We start from the raw sequence: 12,786 nt of genomic DNA on the forward strand, positions 1-12,786 counted from the left end.
TCTGCGAGTCGAACCGCGCGCCACCTTCGCAAGCGTCATCCCCGTCGGACCGCAAGGGGCACCATTGGCGTCGTCCGCCGCCGCGGGCGACAGTCTCGCACCATGTCACCGAATCTCTCCCGCCGTGACGCTATCAAGGCCCTCGGGGCGGGTTCGCTCGTCGGCACCGCCGGGTGTCTCGGAACGCTCGGGTTCGAGACGCAGTCGGCGTGGCGCGACCCGCCGTTGGTCGAGAACCGCCCCAACGCCGTCTACCGACCCGCCCTCACCGAGGGGATGAAGACGTACGGGACGACGACGGCGGGGCCCTACGGCGTCGCGTTGACGTACTCGTACCCCCACCGCTTCTGGACGCTCACCGGGACCGAACTGTCGAAGACGGTGGTCGAGTCGGAGGACTCGCTGCACCTCATGGTCTCGCTTTGGGACCGAGAGACGCGGACGGTTCTCCCCCTCGACTCGGGGGTGACCATCGAGATAACCCGCGACGGGAGTCTCGTCACGGAGGAGCTCGCCTACCCGATGCTCTCCCAGCAGATGGGGCTGCACTACGGGTCGAACTACGTCCTCGACGGCGAGGGCGAGTACGAGGCGACGGTGAACGTCGGCGGCGTCTCCCTCGACCGGACGGGGGCGTTCGCCGGACGCTTCCAGTCGGCGGAGACGGCCTCCTTCACCTTCACCTTCGACACGGACGACCTGTACGACGTTCCGCTGAAACGCCTCGACGACGCGGGCGAACGCGGCGCGGTCGAACCCATGGAGATGAAGTTCCCCGTGGGCGTCGCGCCGAAGAAGGACGCCCTCCCGGGCCGACACCTCGGCCGCGCGACCAGCGGAGACGCCGTCTTCCACGCCTTCGCCGTCGAGAATCCGTCGAAGGGACGCTTCGGCGACTCCGGCACCTACCTCTACCTCTCGGCCCGCACGCCGCACAACCGAATCGCCCTGCCGATGATGGGACTGACCGCGACGCTGACCCGCGACGGGGGGACGGCGTTCGAGGGCACCCTCGCGCGGACGCTCGACCCGGAACTCGGCTACCACTACGGCGCGGGCGTCGGCGAGGTGCGCGGCGGCGATACGCTCGAAGTCGCCGTGGACGTACCGCCGCAGATCGCCCGCCACGACGGCTACGAGACGGCGTTCCTCGACATGCCGCCGATGACGTTCGACGTGAGCGAGTGACGCCCGGCGGCGAGACGAAACACCTGAGAGACGGACGCTCCTACACCGACGCACGGACGGAAGACGACCGACGACCGACGACCACATCCACAACCCATGACGGAGACGACGAACGCCGCGACGGACGCGCCCGAGGAACCGACCGGCACCGACGAGTTCGCCTGCCGAACGTGCGGTCGGACGTTCCCGACGGACAGACTCCGCATCCTCCACCGCGGGGTGCGCCACCCCGCCGACGTGACGGAGGCGGAGCGAGAATCGTACCGCGAGGCGTACCTCGAAGAGGAGGCGGAGATTCGCTCGTTCCGCATCCGCGCGCTGGGCGTCCTCGTCCTCCTCTACTTCGGCTTCCTCATCGTCTATGCCCTCATCGCGTGACAGACTCGTCGGGCGCGCCCTCGCGTGCTGTCTCGCCCTCGTCGGAACGCTCCTCGTCGCGGAGGGCGTCTCGGCCAGCAACGCGGCCGTCGGCCTGCAGGGGGCGTCGAGGGACGCGCTGTCGATTCCGCGGTGGCTCTACGTCGCCACCGGCGGCGCGACCATCGGCGCGTCCGCGCTCTTGGCCAGTTTCGTCACCGACCGGCGGTTCGTCCGCGACATCCACCGGACCCACCGCGACTTCGGCGTCCGGTCGCTCTACCGCGGCGGCGTCGTCGCGCTTCACCTCCTCGGACTCGTCGGCCTCGTCCTCGTCGTCTACAGCGGTCTGACCGGTCCGCAGGTGCCGACGGTCAACTTCGCCGTCGTCGTCGTCTTCGCCGGCCTGCGCGCGGGCCTCACGATGCTCTCCTACGCCGTGGGGAACGTCTGGCCCGCGCTGAACCCGTGGCGAACCGTCGCCGCGCGCCTCCCCAACGGCTTCCTCGACTACCCGGCGCGGTTCGGGCGGTGGCCCGCCGTCGTCGGCCTCCTCGGCCTCGTGTGGGTGGAGACGACGACCGGAATCACGAAGCGACCGGAACTGCTGGGCGCGGCCGTCGTCGCCTACTCGGCGCTGACCGTCTCGGGGGCCCTCGCCGTCGGCGCGGAGGCGTGGTTCCGGAACGCGGACCCCGTCTCGGTGTTCTTCCGGTTCTACGGCCGCGTCGCGCCGTTCTCGTGGGACGAGGGACGCCTCCGCGCTCACCTGCCCGGGATGCGCCTCGTCGGCGGCGAGAGCGACGACGCCTACGCGAACGGCCTCGTGACGGGCCTCGACGACGCGGCGATAGCCGTCGCCCTCGTCTGGGAACTCACCTTCAGCGGGTTCGTGACGACGCGGCAGGGGGCGCAGTTCGTCCGGGCCGCCGTCGACGTCGGCGTCCCGCCCCTCGTCGTCTACGGCGGCCTGTTCGTCGGCGGCTTCCTGGCGTTCTACGGCGCGTACCTCCTCGCCGCCCGCGCCGCCGCGAACCGCCTCCGGACGCACCGCACCGCGCACGAACTCGCCGTCGGGTTCACCCCGCCGCTTCTGGCGATCGCCGCGGGCTACCACCTCGCACACTACTTCGGCTTCTTCGTCTCGTTGGCCCCGTCGCTCGTCGCCGTCGTCGGGTCGCCGCTCTCGCCCCCGGCGAATCCGCTGGTGCTGACGCTCCCGTCGTGGTTCGGCGCGCTCGACATCGTGTTCGTCCTCGGCGGCCACGTGCTGGCGGTCTGGGTGGCTCACTCCGTCGCCTACCGCCTGTTCCCGAGTCGGATGCAGGCCATCTGGAGCCAGTTCCCGTTCGTGTTCGTCATGGTGGGCTACACCGCCGCGAGCCTCTGGTTGATATCGCTACCGACGGCGCAGCCGCCGTTCCTGCCGTGAGGCGGGGGGAGACGAGAAGACACGTATCGGAGTCGCCGACCCCGAAGTCGGAACCCATATCAGTCGGACTCCCCACCACCGTGAGGGAAGATGCTACTCGCCGGAACCGTCATCGCCGACTCCACAACCGTACACGACGACGGCGCGGTCGTCGTCGAGAACGACCGCATCGTCGCCGTCGGCGACAGAGCGGCGGTCGAAGACGCCCACCCCGACCACGAGGTTCGGGAGTTCGACCTCCTCCTCCCGGGCCTCGTTGGCGGGCACGTCCACTCCGTCCAGAGCCTCGGGCGAGGCATCGCGGACGACACCTCGCTCCTCGATTGGCTGTTCGACCACGTCCTCCCGATGGAGGCGTCGCTGGACGCCGAGGGGATGCGGACGGCGGCGCGACTGGGCTACCTCGAACTGCTGGAGAGCGGAACGACGACGGTCGTAGACCACCTCTCGGTGGCCCACGCCGACGAGGCGTTCGAGGCGGCGGCGGAGATGGGAATCCGCGGACGCCTCGGCAAGGTGCTGATGGACAAGCGCGCGCCCGACGGACTGTTCGAGGACACCGGGGAAGCCCTCGCCGAGACGGAACGACTCGTCGAGAAGTACCACGGCGCGCGCGACGGCCGGATTCGCTACGCCGTCACACCGCGGTTCGCGGTCAGTTGCACCGAGGAGTGCCTCCGCGGGGCGCGGGACATCGCCGACCGCTACGACGGCGTGACCATCCACACCCACGCCAGCGAGAACCGCGACGAGGTCGAAACCGTCGCCGAGGACACCGGGATGCGCAACATCGAGTGGCTTCACGAAGTCGGCCTGACCGGCGAGGACGTCGTGTTAGCCCACTGCGTCTGGACCGACGAGAGAGAGCGCGAACTGCTCGCTGAGACGGGGACGCACGTCACCTACTGCCCCTCCTCGAACATGAAACTCGCCTCCGGCGTCGCGCCCGTGGTGGACTACCTCGACCGGGGTATCAACGTCGCCCTCGGCAACGACGGCCCGCCGTGCAACAACACGCTCGACCCGTTCACCGAGATGCGGCAGGCGAGCCTCCTCCAGAAGGTCGAACACCTCGACTCGGAGGCGACGCCCGCGCGGGTCATCTTCGAGATGGCGACGGTCAACGGCGCGAAGGCCGCCGGGTTCGAACGCGTCGGCGAACTCCGCGAGGGGTGGAAGGCCGATATCGTCGCCCTCGATACGGACGTGACGCGCGCGACGCCGCTTCACGACGTGCTCTCGCACCTCGTCTTCGGCGCGCACGGCGACGACGTGGAGTTCACGATGGTGGACGGTCGGGTCGTGTACGACGAGGCGGCGGGCGGTCTGCAGACGGGCGACGCCGACGAGATACGGCGGCGCGCCCGGTCCGTCGAGTTCGACGGGGCCCCCGCGAACCCGGCGAACGGCGCGGCCGGAAGCGAGTGAAGCGACCGGACCGACGGGGACGCCGAGACCCGACCTACCGCCCTACCGGTTCGTGCCGCGCGCGGTACCCCTCGTCCGTCTCCGTCACCTCGTCCACGGCGTAGAGCGTCAGCGACCGCTCCTGTTTCGTCGTCACGGGGAACTCGTACGTCTCGGACTCGTACTCGAACGTCTCGCCCTCCTCGCGGCGTCGGGCGACGAACTCGCGGTGGTCGTCGAGACGCCGTGTCGCCACCTCTCGGGAGAGTGCGGGCGCGTTCGCCACCCGCCGGTCGAACGCGTCCGCGAAGCCCGCCTCCAGTTCGACGCCGACGGAGTTCCGACCGGCGACCATCGCCGCCAGCGACGTCGTTCCGGTCCCCCAGAACGGGTCGAGGACGGTGTCGCCGTAGACGGAGTACATGTTTATCAGGCGGTACGGCACCTCGAAGGGGTACGCGGCGCTTCGCTCCCGCATCTCGCCGAGCGAACCGGCGTCGTCCGAGGCGTCGGCGGCGTCGCCCGCGCCGGCCATCCGCTGTGAGGCCCCCGTCACGTCGGTCCACACGTCCGAGAACCAGCGGTTCCGTTCCTCCCAGAAGTACGCCGACTCGTACCGCGCCGAATCGCCGGGGTCGAACGACCGCGACCGCGACCCGTTGCGGAACACGAGGACGTACTCGTGTTCGAGGGTGACGTACGCGTTCGGCGGAATCATCCCGCTGCCCATGAACTTCGCCGCGCTATTGGTCGGCTTCCGCCACAGGACGTCCGGGAGCGGTTCGAAACCGAGGTCCGCGAACGCCTCGACGACCCGCGCGTGGTTCTGGTAGACGCGGAAGCTGTCGTCCACCTTCCGCGTCGCGTCGCCGACGTTGACGCAGGCGATGCCGCCGGGGACGAGGACGCGTTTCACCTCGCGCCAGACGTCCGCCAACACCTCGTGCATCGCGTCGAAGGCGGCGGCCCCGTCGCCGGCCGCGAGGGCGTCGGCGGCGTCCCGCGAGAGTTCGGCGAACTGGTCGTCCCACATCTCTATCATCGGGTACGGCGGCGACGTGACGACGAGTTCGACGGCGTCGTCGCCGACGGCATCCATCTCCCGGGCGTCGCCGACGACGACGCGGTGGCGCGACTCCATTGCGTCCACCGTACATTTCGAAATTAAATATGTCTGTCCCCGGTTCCGGGGTTCGGCGCGAGGGCGCGGCGAGGAGAGAGGGTCGGCGACGCGGTGTGTCCGACGCGCCGACTACTCCAACAGGTCGGCGGCGGCCCGAGTCACGACGTCCGCCACTTCCACCACGTCGTCGAGGTAGACGAACTCGCCCGCGGCGTGGATGTTCTCGCCGTCGGGGCCGAGGATGACCGTCGGGAGTCCGGCCCTGTCGCCGAGGTAGTTGAAGTCGCCGACGCTGGAGAAGTAGCCGTACGCGGGGTCCTCGCCCGTCACCTCGCGGGTGGCCGCCGCCAACGACCCGACGAGGGGGTGGTCCTCGTCGGTGACGTACGGGCCGTAGCGGATGTCGTCGGAGGGGGCCTCGCGGAACCCCACGTCCACCTCGCTCTCTAACTCGAGTTCGGAGACGACGCGTTCGGCGTCGGCGCGGACGCCCCCCTCCGTCTCGCCGACGACGACGTGGCGGTCCACCATCAACCGGGCGCGTTCGGGCACCGAGAGCGTCTGACTGCCGCCCGCTATCTTGAGCGGACAGACCGACCCGTCGCCGAGTTTCGGGTGCGACCCCGTCTCCATCTCCGCGAGTCCGGCGGCCACCTTCCCGGCGTCCACGACGGCGTTGACGCCCTCACTCGGTTTCGACCCGTGGGCGGCCTGCCCGCGCACCTCGATGTCGTAGAGGTATCGCCCGCGCGCGCCGAGGAGGAGGGCGGGGTTCTCGATGTCCTCCTGCGCCAGAACCGGGCCGGGTTCGGTGACGATGGCCGCGTCGCAGTCGTCGGTGTAGCCGTCCCGTATCAGGCGGTCCGTCCCGAGGCCGTACGGTCCCTCCTCGTCCACGACGGCCGTCAGAAGCACGTCGCCGCGGAGTTCCGCGTCCGACGCCGCGAGTGCCTCGAACGCCTTCATCACGGCGGCGAGGCCGCCCTTCATGTCGCAGGCCCCCTGCCCGTACAGTTTCCCGTCCTCGATTCGCCCCGACGTGGGCTCTTCCTCCCAGTCCTCAACGAGGAGGACGGTGTCCATGTGCGCGTTCAGGAGAAGCGTCGGCGCGTCGGGGTCCGACCCCTCCAGTCGCGCGACGACGTTCCGTCCCTCGTACTCGGTGATGTCGGGTTCGCTCACGCGGTGGTACTCGGGGTCGAGTCCGCGTTCGTCCAACCACCCGTAGACGAACTCGCTTATCTCGTCTTCCTCGAAGTACGGGCTCGGAATCCGCACGAGGTCCTGCAGCAGCGACACCGTCTCGTCGTAATCGACGGCGAGGTGCGGCGACGCGTCGGACTCGGAGGCGTCGGAACCGGGGGCGTCGCGTCCGTCAGTCATCGTCGGTCACCCCCTTTGCGCGCACCTGCGGGTCGTACTCGTCTGAGGGGACGCCCGGAAGCGTCGCCAAGATGGCCTCCACGTCCACGTCCTTCTGCCGCCCGCGGTACCAGAAGACGCCGAAGACGACGAGGCCGATAGCCACCCACGGCACGTAGACGGAGAGCGACCCCTGATACGCCTGCGTCAGGAGGCCGACGGAGCCGAGTCCGCCGACGAGTCCGGTCACCGAGAGGAGCGTCGGGCGGGTGAATCCGGCGCTCTCGGCGAGTCTGGAGTCCGTCCAGAGGATGTAGAGGACGGTGATGGAGACGGCGGCGTAGGCGATGAGGTAGCTGAACGTCGCGATGGCGATGGCCTGACTCAGGCCGGTGCTCCAGAACGTCAGCGCCGAGGCGACGACGTAGAGGGTCAGAAGCGACCAGTGGGGCGTGCCGAACCGGTCGGAGACGGAGGAGAACCACTTGGGGAACACCTCGTCCCACGCCCACGAGTACGGCATCTTGATGCCCGCCGCCATCACCGCGTGGACGCTGGAGGCGGTGGCCAACAGGCCGCCGAACGCGACTATCGCCGTCGCGCTATCGCCGAGGAACGCCTCCGCCGCCGTCGCCAGCGGTCGGGCTGAGTTCGCCAACACGGTGTAGTTGGAGACGACGCCGTAGATGACCGCGGAGGTCCACATGTACAGGACGATGAGGATGGCCGTCCCGCCCGCCATCGCGAGCGGGAGGTTCCGCGAGGGATTCTTCACCTCCGCGCCCATCTGCCCGGCGACGGCGATGCCGATGTACGCGTAGAACAGCGGCACCGCCGCGCCGACGAACCCGTCGAACCCGCCGGTGAAGAACGGCTGGTAGTTCGCGGGTTCGACGCTGAACGACCCCGGAATCACCAACACGAGGATGGAGAGGATGAGGACGGCGAAGATGGCGTTCTGCGAGACGGTGTACCCCTTCGTCCCGACGAGGTTGACCAGAAAGAGGACGGTCAGGAGACCGAACCCGGCGAGCGTCGGGTCCACCGCCGGGTAGAACACCTGCAGGTACGACCCGAACCCGATGGCGAGTGCGGCGTCAGCCGCCATGTACCCGAGCCACTTCGACCACGTGACGATGAAGCCCGGAAGCCGGTTCTCGAACGTCCGCGAGACGTACGCGTACGACCCCGCGGCCCCCGGAAAGATGGTGGCGACCCACCCGTAGTTGAGCGCGATGCTCATGGCGAGGATGCCCGAGAGGGCGACGACCAAGATGACGCTCGGTCCCGTCGTCGCACTCGCCGTCCCCAGCGTGACGAACAACCCCGCCCCGAGGGTGCCCGCCACGACGGTGCTGAGTGCGCCGAACAGCCCCATGTTCCGCTTGAGACTCCGCCCGTCGTTTACGTCAACAGATGACATGCTACTTCGTCTCAATCTGCTCCCGTATAGCGACCCTCCCTAGTATGAGAGGGCGGGCGCGGGGCGCGCGTCGTCCTCCGATTACGCTCCGTTACAGGACTGCGCCCCGACCGACGTTGCAGTAGTGGGGAGTTTCGTTACTCGCGATAGTGAGAGGACAACCGTCGTCTGCTGGACGTATCGAACGGACTATCTATGAAAATGCGGGTGAAGATTACCATTATCAGTCCAGCCCGCCCGAGACGAAGTACAGTAATCGAGATTACATAGTATGCGTCCACGCCGGTTACGGTGCGCGATTTAGAGACGTACGCTGTCGTCTCTTCCGGCGATTCCCACGCTGGCCGCATACACAGTTCAGACGGATACTGTGAGAGGTGCTCCACTACATGGCTTCCAGACAATCGCTCGACGCCGACGAGTTAGACCGGCTTCTCACCGTGCTCGCGGATCAGTACTGTCGCAGCGTCATCTTCCACTTCCGAGACGCGTCCGAGAACGCCGCTACGGTGGCCGACCTCGCGCACGAGGTCGAGGTAGAGGCCGATTTAGGGGCGACCGCCGTCCAACTGCACCACTCGGCGCTCCCTCGCTTAGACGACGTCGGTATCGTCGAGTACGATGCGAGGAGCAGTACGGTCCGGTATCTGGACGGTGTCGCCTCGAAGACACTGCTGGAGGAAGTCGAAACGCTCTCCCGGCGGTCCGGGTCCTGACGCGACGGCGTCGAACGGGACAGGTGGTACGACCGGGAGTCAGTCAACGTCCCCGAGGAGTTTCGACTCGGCCTTCCGGAGGTGTTCGAGCAACGTCGCCTTCGAGACGCCCGCCTCCGCGGCGAGTTCGCCCGCCGACACCTCCCGCGGCCACGTGTAGTACCCCCGCCTGCGCGCGAGTCGGTACACCTCGCGTTGCCGTTCCGAGAGGGCGTCCGTCCGGAACATCCCCGTCCCGTCCTCGGGCGCGGTGATGAGTTCGACGCGGACGTCGGCGTCCATCTCCTCGCGGACCTCCTCCAACCTGTCGTGGACGGTTCGGCGCGTCTCTTGGACGAGGACGGTCCACCGTTCGCGGCCGTCCTGCATCCGAACCGGTTCGTCCGGGATGAACCCCCGCGAGACGAGGGCGTCGTTGATGCTGTTCGAGAGGGCGTACCGGACGACGAGTCCGCGCGTCGCACTCCCCGTCACCGGCGTCTCCGCGCCCGCGGCCGTCTCTTCGTCCGTCTCCCACACCGACTCGGTGAGTTCGGAGTCGCGTACCGCGCCCACCAACGCGTCGAGTTCGTCCCTCGTATCGGCGTACGCCGTGAATCGCCCCGTCGCCGTCCCGTCGATGCTGTGGACGCCGTGGCCGAGGAGTCCCGCGTCCGTCCTCTCGGTCACCTCCAGCGTCCAGCAGTCGGGGTGCCAGATATCGAGCGTGACGCGAACCCCCCGTTCGGCCCGCCCCCCGCCCTCGGCGTCCTCTCCCTGTGTCGCCATTACGTCCCGTACCACGGGAGGCAGCGGAAAAACGTTTCCTCACAGTTTTCGACCGCTCTCGGCCGGTCGGCGGCGGGCGAGTCGTCCCGGCGAAATCACATCGTACTTCTCGTTCGAATCCGAGGTACGCGACGGATGACAGGACGGTTCGCCATCGACATCGAGACGGTGAGTCCGACGCTCGACCGCTACGAGAAGCCCCCGGACTTCGGCGACCCGCAGTACTTCGAGCTCCTCGCGGTCGTACTCGGGTACGAGTCGCCGACGGGAAACCAGGAGACGGAGATGCTCTTTCGGACCGCCGACTCCGCCGCGGACGAACTCGCCCTCTGCGGACGCGTCGCCGAGTGGATCGACGCGCGCGAGGGGGACCGATACCTCACGTACGGAGGCGAATCGTTCGACCGCCCGCAACTTCTCGGCCGCCTCGAACGGGCGAGAGCGGCCTGCGACGGCGACGCGGGGGCAGCGTCGAGACTCGCGCGGTTGCTCGAAGACGAACTGGCACACGACGACGTGCAACCGGACGCGTGGGACGCCTTCGGCGGGTACACCCGCCTCGAAGACGCCTGCGGGCGCGTCGGTATCGAACCCGAGGAGACCCGCTGGGCGGCGTACGAACACGGCATCGACCTCGACGAGGTGCGGCCGTCGAAGTACCGGGGCTTCCGGAAGGTACTCAACGCGGACGTCCCCGTCTTCGGCGAGCGATACGTCGCCCTCGCGGACGCGGGCGCGACGGAGACGCTGACGTTCCGCGCCCTGCGCGACCTGTTGGACCACTACGGCCGAGAGGACATCGTCCACCTGTTCGACCTCGCCGACGCCCGGCCGTTCGACGGCGACTGATCCTCGGACGGGGTTCGACGCTGTGGACTCCGATTCGGCGTAAAATAGCGCGGGGTGTGGACAGTACGCGTCGTCTCGTCGTAACCGTCCGAAGGGTGGAGTTAGGCCTCGCCCTGCAGCTGGCTGTAGTCGTAGTCGTTCGCCAGATTGACCAGCTTGTTGAGCGTCTGCTCCTCCTCTTCGAGCGTCTCGTGGAGGAGGTCGCCGGCGTCGTCCATCCCGAGTTGGTCGGCGAGTTTAGCGAGGCTTCCGTACGAGGCGATCTCGTAGTGTTCGACCTTCTGGGCCGAGACGTTGTCGAAGACTTCGAGTTCGGACGTGGAGGGGTCCTTCTGGGTGAACTCCTCGTGTTCCTCGATGAGGCCCCCTATGGCCTTGCACTCGTCGGCCTCGGGTTCCATTCCGACCTTCTCGAACACCTGTTCGAGTCTGTCTATCTGCCCTTGGGTCTGCTCGCGGTGTTGGGAGAACGCCTCCCGGAGCTCCTCGTTCTCCACCTCTTCGGACATCTCCTCCAACGCGTTCAGAATCTGCTGTTCGGCGCTGTACATGTCCTGCAGTTCGCTCTTGAACACTTTGTTGGGGCTGTCGGCACTCATAGAATCACCATCGAAAGCAGGGCGTCGTACGTCCGTAAACCGTTTGGCCGACCGAGTGGATGGTTCGATCCTATTCGACAGGACCGGTCGTCGAGTTAGAATATCTCGTCTGCCCGCGTTTCAGTCTCGACGTTGTCGTCCGCGACGCCGGCCGAAGGGGTGCGAACCGACGCGGAGCGGAGTGGCCCGGTCACTCGTCCGAGTCGAAGCGACGGTTACGCGGTCGAGAGGCTTCAGAAAGCCGAAAGCGGGTCTTCCGCTTCTACGAGGTCGCTGACCGCTCCGATGTCGTCCGCCGGCGAGATTCGCTTCTCCTCGGACGCGTACTCGACGATGCCCGCCTCGTCCAACTTCGGCAGGTGGTTGTGGTGTAGCGACAGCTCCACGCGTTGGACCTCCTTCGGGGTCAGGTCGTCGAGCGAAACGTCCCGCGTCTCCGCGGCGACTCGTTCGGCCAACGCTAGCAGGTGCACCGAACGGTCTTCATCCGCGAGGATTTCGACGACGGCGTCCCGGTGTTTCTCCCCGAGCACGGCGAAGTAGTCGTCGAGCGTCCCGTCGAACGGACTTCCGCCTTCTGTTGCTGCCATTTCGTTTCTACTTCGAGGAGCGTCCTCTTCCCCCCAGAGTGTTCTACCTAAATGTGTTGAGAACCGACATCCGTCTGTCAGTTCGAGGCGTCTCCGAACGCGGGGGACCGTCGGAGAGGACGGCTCACTCGGGGTCCGGGACGGAGTTCGACCCGGAGTTCCAAAGGTCGAAGAGTCGTCCGGTGGTACATCCGGTAACTCGCATGGATCCGCTTCTCACCCTCGACGAGGACCTACTGACGGGAACGGTCGTGGACCGCCCGAACCGCTTCGTCGTCTGCGTCCGCTTCGACGACGCGCCCGAACGCGCGTTCCTCGGCGACCCCGGAGCCCTCGAAGGCACGGTCGAACCGGGACGCGAAATTCTCTGCTCGCCGGTGGACGACCCCGACAGGGCGACGGACTACGACGCCATCGCCGTCGCCGTCGACGGGGTGTACGTGAGCGTCCGCACCGCGTTAGCGAACGACCTCTTCGAGCGCGCACTCGCCCGCGACGCGATACCGGCGTTCGCCGGGTACACCACCCGGAAACGGGAGCCCTCGCTCCCGGAGCACGGCCGAACGGACTTCCTCCTCGATACGCCGGGTGGTGAGGCGGCCTACGTGGAGGTCAAATCCTGCACGCACGTCGAGGACGGCGTCGCCGAGTTCCCCGACCGACAAACCGAACGCGGCCGTCGCCACCTCCGCAGCCTCGAAACCCTCCGCGAGGACGGGTACGAGACGCACGTCGTGTTCGTCGTCCAACGGCCCGACGTCGAACGCTTCCGCCCGTACCGCGAGGTGGACCCGGAGTTCGCCGACTTACTCGCACGCGTACGGGACGCCGGGGTCGGCGTTCACGCCGTGACGACCGCGTTCGAACCGCCGCACTACCGGCTTCGGAACGACGATCTGCCCGTCGAACTCGATTGAGAAGGGGTGCGCTGAGGATCGAGTGCCGACTCGGAGAGTAGCAGGTGTCGAAGAG

At 67.8% G+C, this 12,786-nt stretch carries 13 protein-coding genes; 7 read left to right on the forward strand and 6 right to left on the reverse strand.

Features of this window, described 5'->3' with window-relative positions; translation table 11 throughout:
- The first annotated feature begins 102 nt into the window (after window positions 1-102).
- From ACZ522_RS06615 to ACZ522_RS06630, 4 genes are all read left to right on the forward strand, one after another.
- Complete coding sequence (locus ACZ522_RS06615; RefSeq protein ID WP_379693731.1) at window positions 103-1,188, forward strand: DUF7350 domain-containing protein; 1,086 nt, start codon at window positions 103-105, stop codon at window positions 1,186-1,188.
- A gap of 96 nt (window positions 1,189-1,284) precedes the next feature.
- A complete protein-coding gene (locus ACZ522_RS06620) occupies window positions 1,285-1,566 on the forward strand; it encodes a DNA-binding protein (RefSeq protein WP_379693729.1) in 282 nt (93 codons plus the stop codon).
- Window positions 1,550-2,977: a hypothetical protein gene (locus tag ACZ522_RS06625; RefSeq protein ID WP_379693727.1), complete on the forward strand. Its 1,428-nt coding sequence runs from the start codon at window positions 1,550-1,552 to the stop codon at window positions 2,975-2,977. The genes ACZ522_RS06620 and ACZ522_RS06625 overlap by 17 nt, the downstream gene beginning before the upstream one ends.
- 90 nt (window positions 2,978-3,067) lie before the next feature.
- Window positions 3,068-4,405: a 5'-deoxyadenosine deaminase gene (locus ACZ522_RS06630; protein ID WP_379693725.1), complete on the forward strand. Its 1,338-nt coding sequence runs from the start codon at window positions 3,068-3,070 to the stop codon at window positions 4,403-4,405.
- A gap of 34 nt (window positions 4,406-4,439) precedes the next feature.
- Here ACZ522_RS06630 and ACZ522_RS06635 read toward each other — a convergent pair whose 3' ends face one another.
- The 3 genes from ACZ522_RS06635 to ACZ522_RS06645 all read right to left on the reverse strand — a co-directional run bounded on the left by ACZ522_RS06635 (window position 4,440) and on the right by ACZ522_RS06645 (window position 8,292).
- Window positions 4,440-5,525 carry a DNA-methyltransferase gene (locus ACZ522_RS06635; RefSeq protein WP_379693723.1) on the reverse strand — a complete coding sequence of 362 codons (1,086 nt, stop codon included), beginning with the start codon at window positions 5,523-5,525 and terminating at the stop codon, window positions 4,440-4,442.
- Window positions 5,526-5,636: 111 nt separating this feature from the next.
- Window positions 5,637-6,890, reverse strand: coding sequence for a M20 family metallopeptidase (locus tag ACZ522_RS06640; RefSeq protein WP_379693721.1), 1,254 nt, complete (start codon window positions 6,888-6,890; stop codon window positions 5,637-5,639).
- Window positions 6,883-8,292, reverse strand: coding sequence for an APC family permease (locus ACZ522_RS06645; RefSeq protein WP_379693719.1), 1,410 nt, complete (start codon window positions 8,290-8,292; stop codon window positions 6,883-6,885). Before ACZ522_RS06645 ends, ACZ522_RS06640 begins: the two co-directional genes overlap by 8 nt.
- A gap of 389 nt (window positions 8,293-8,681) precedes the next feature.
- Between ACZ522_RS06645 and ACZ522_RS06650 the strand changes: the two genes are divergently transcribed.
- A complete protein-coding gene (locus ACZ522_RS06650; protein WP_379693717.1) occupies window positions 8,682-9,008 on the forward strand; it encodes a DUF7344 domain-containing protein in 327 nt (108 codons plus the stop codon).
- 39 nt (window positions 9,009-9,047) lie between these two features.
- On the opposite strand, the gene ACZ522_RS06655 is transcribed toward ACZ522_RS06650, so the two are convergent.
- Complete coding sequence (locus ACZ522_RS06655) at window positions 9,048-9,776, reverse strand: helix-turn-helix domain-containing protein (protein ID WP_379693714.1); 729 nt, start codon at window positions 9,774-9,776, stop codon at window positions 9,048-9,050.
- Window positions 9,777-9,911: 135 nt separating this feature from the next.
- Between ACZ522_RS06655 and ACZ522_RS06660 the strand changes: the two genes are divergently transcribed.
- A complete protein-coding gene (locus ACZ522_RS06660; protein ID WP_379693711.1) occupies window positions 9,912-10,625 on the forward strand; it encodes a hypothetical protein in 714 nt (237 codons plus the stop codon).
- A 101-nt stretch (window positions 10,626-10,726) separates the two neighbouring features.
- Here the strand turns inward: ACZ522_RS06660 and ACZ522_RS06665 are convergent, their stop codons facing one another.
- Window positions 10,727-11,224 (reverse strand): YciE/YciF ferroxidase family protein, encoded by a 498-nt coding sequence (locus ACZ522_RS06665; protein WP_379693708.1) that lies wholly within the window; start codon window positions 11,222-11,224, stop codon window positions 10,727-10,729.
- 233 nt (window positions 11,225-11,457) lie between these two features.
- Window positions 11,458-11,814: a DUF7344 domain-containing protein gene (locus ACZ522_RS06670; RefSeq protein ID WP_379693706.1), complete on the reverse strand. Its 357-nt coding sequence runs from the start codon at window positions 11,812-11,814 to the stop codon at window positions 11,458-11,460.
- Window positions 11,815-12,017: 203 nt separating this feature from the next.
- Here ACZ522_RS06670 and sfsA point away from each other — a divergent pair, with 203 nt between their 5' ends.
- Window positions 12,018-12,731, forward strand: a complete 714-nt coding sequence (gene sfsA, locus ACZ522_RS06675) for a DNA/RNA nuclease SfsA (protein ID WP_379693703.1) — start codon at window positions 12,018-12,020, stop codon at window positions 12,729-12,731.
- Window positions 12,732-12,786: the final 55 nt, after the last annotated feature.

The sequence above is a fragment of the Halopelagius fulvigenes genome (assembly GCF_055398025.1).

What these genes read in the sequence shown, in the direction of transcription:
- ACZ522_RS06615 (WP_379693731.1), top strand. Translation starts at nt 103, where the DNA reads ATGTCACCGAATCTCTCCCGCCGTGACGCTATCAAGGCCCTCGGGGCG.
- ACZ522_RS06620 (WP_379693729.1), top strand. Translation starts at nt 1,285, where the DNA reads ATGACGGAGACGACGAACGCCGCGACGGACGCGCCCGAGGAACCGACC.
- ACZ522_RS06625 (WP_379693727.1), top strand. Translation starts at nt 1,550, where the DNA reads ATGCCCTCATCGCGTGACAGACTCGTCGGGCGCGCCCTCGCGTGCTGT.
- ACZ522_RS06630 (WP_379693725.1), top strand. Translation starts at nt 3,068, where the DNA reads ATGCTACTCGCCGGAACCGTCATCGCCGACTCCACAACCGTACACGAC.
- ACZ522_RS06635 (WP_379693723.1), bottom strand. Translation starts at nt 5,525, where the DNA reads ATGGAGTCGCGCCACCGCGTCGTCGTCGGCGACGCCCGGGAGATGGAT.
- ACZ522_RS06640 (WP_379693721.1), bottom strand. Translation starts at nt 6,890, where the DNA reads ATGACTGACGGACGCGACGCCCCCGGTTCCGACGCCTCCGAGTCCGAC.
- ACZ522_RS06645 (WP_379693719.1), bottom strand. Translation starts at nt 8,292, where the DNA reads ATGTCATCTGTTGACGTAAACGACGGGCGGAGTCTCAAGCGGAACATG.
- ACZ522_RS06650 (WP_379693717.1), top strand. Translation starts at nt 8,682, where the DNA reads ATGGCTTCCAGACAATCGCTCGACGCCGACGAGTTAGACCGGCTTCTC.
- ACZ522_RS06655 (WP_379693714.1), bottom strand. Translation starts at nt 9,776, where the DNA reads ATGGCGACACAGGGAGAGGACGCCGAGGGCGGGGGGCGGGCCGAACGG.
- ACZ522_RS06660 (WP_379693711.1), top strand. Translation starts at nt 9,912, where the DNA reads ATGACAGGACGGTTCGCCATCGACATCGAGACGGTGAGTCCGACGCTC.
- ACZ522_RS06665 (WP_379693708.1), bottom strand. Translation starts at nt 11,224, where the DNA reads ATGAGTGCCGACAGCCCCAACAAAGTGTTCAAGAGCGAACTGCAGGAC.
- ACZ522_RS06670 (WP_379693706.1), bottom strand. Translation starts at nt 11,814, where the DNA reads ATGGCAGCAACAGAAGGCGGAAGTCCGTTCGACGGGACGCTCGACGAC.
- sfsA (WP_379693703.1), top strand. Translation starts at nt 12,018, where the DNA reads ATGGATCCGCTTCTCACCCTCGACGAGGACCTACTGACGGGAACGGTC.